Consider the following 1,394-nt stretch of genomic DNA (forward strand, 5'->3'; position numbering starts at 1 on the left):
CTGAGACCTGATGCCGAGCCGATTGTGGTGAAGTGGATGATCCTATGCTGTCGAGAAAAGCCTCTAGCGAGTTTCATGGCGGCCCGTACCCCAAACCGACTCAGGTGGTCAGGTAGAGAATACCGAGGCGTTCGGGTGAACTATGGTTAAGGAACTCGGCAAAATGCCCCCGTAACTTCGGGAGAAGGGGGGCCATTCCTGGTGACGAGTCTTGCACTCCGAGCTGGGGGTGGCCGCAGAGACCAGCGAGAAGCGACTGTTTACTAAAAACACAGGTCCGTGCGAAGCCGTAAGGCGATGTATACGGACTGACGCCTGCCCGGTGCTGGAACGTTAAGGGGACCGGTTAGCTCTGATTCGTCGGGGCGAAGCTGAGAACTTAAGCGCCAGTAAACGGCGGTGGTAACTATAACCATCCTAAGGTAGCGAAATTCCTTGTCGGGTAAGTTCCGACCTGCACGAATGGCGTAACGACTTCTCGACTGTCTCAACCATAGGCCCGGTGAAATTGCATTACGAGTAAAGATGCTCGTTTCGCGCAGCAGGACGGAAAGACCCCGGGACCTTTACTATAGCTTGATATTGGTGTTCGGTTCGGCTTGTGTAGGATAGGTGGGAGACTGTGAAGCAGCAACGCCAGTTGTTGTGGAGTCGCCGTTGAAATACCACTCTGGTCGTGCTGGATGTCTAACCTGGGTCCGTGATCCGGATCAGGGACAGTGTCTGGTGGGTAGTTTAACTGGGGCGGTTGCCTCCTAAAGGGTAACGGAGGCGCCCAAAGGTTCCCTCAGCCTGGTTGGCAATCAGGTGTTGAGTGTAAGTGCACAAGGGAGCTTGACTGTGAGACTGACGGGTCGAGCAGGTACGAAAGTAGGGACTAGTGATCCGGCGGTGGCTTGTGGAAGCGCCGTCGCTCAACGGATAAAAGGTACCCCGGGGATAACAGGCTGATCTTCCCCAAGAGTCCATATCGACGGGATGGTTTGGCACCTCGATGTCGGCTCGTCGCATCCTGGGGCTGGAGTAGGTCCCAAGGGTTGGGCTGTTCGCCCATTAAAGCGGTACGCGAGCTGGGTTTAGAACGTCGTGAGACAGTTCGGTCCCTATCCGCTGTGCGCGTAGGAGTGTTGAGAAGGGCTGTCCCTAGTACGAGAGGACCGGGACGGACGAACCTCTGGTGTGCCAGTTGTCCTGCCAAGGGCATGGCTGGTTGGCTACGTTCGGGAGGGATAACCGCTGAAAGCATCTAAGCGGGAAGCCTGCTTCGAGATGAGCACTCCCACCTCCTTGAGAGGGTAAGGCTCCCAGTAGACGACTGGGTTGATAGGCCGGATATGGAAGCCCTGTGAGGGGTGGAGTTGACCGGTACTAATAGGCCGAGGGCTTGTCCTCAG

General features: G+C 56.3%; 1 rRNA gene. It reads left to right on the forward strand.

The features are described 5' to 3' along the window. Window positions 1-1,392 (forward strand): 23S ribosomal RNA (locus AB0E96_RS41155); the annotation flags it as partial. Between the last annotated feature and the right edge of the window lie 2 nt (window positions 1,393-1,394).

This window comes from Kitasatospora sp. NPDC036755, assembly GCF_040636595.1.
Lineage (GTDB): Bacteria > Actinomycetota > Actinomycetes > Streptomycetales > Streptomycetaceae > Kitasatospora.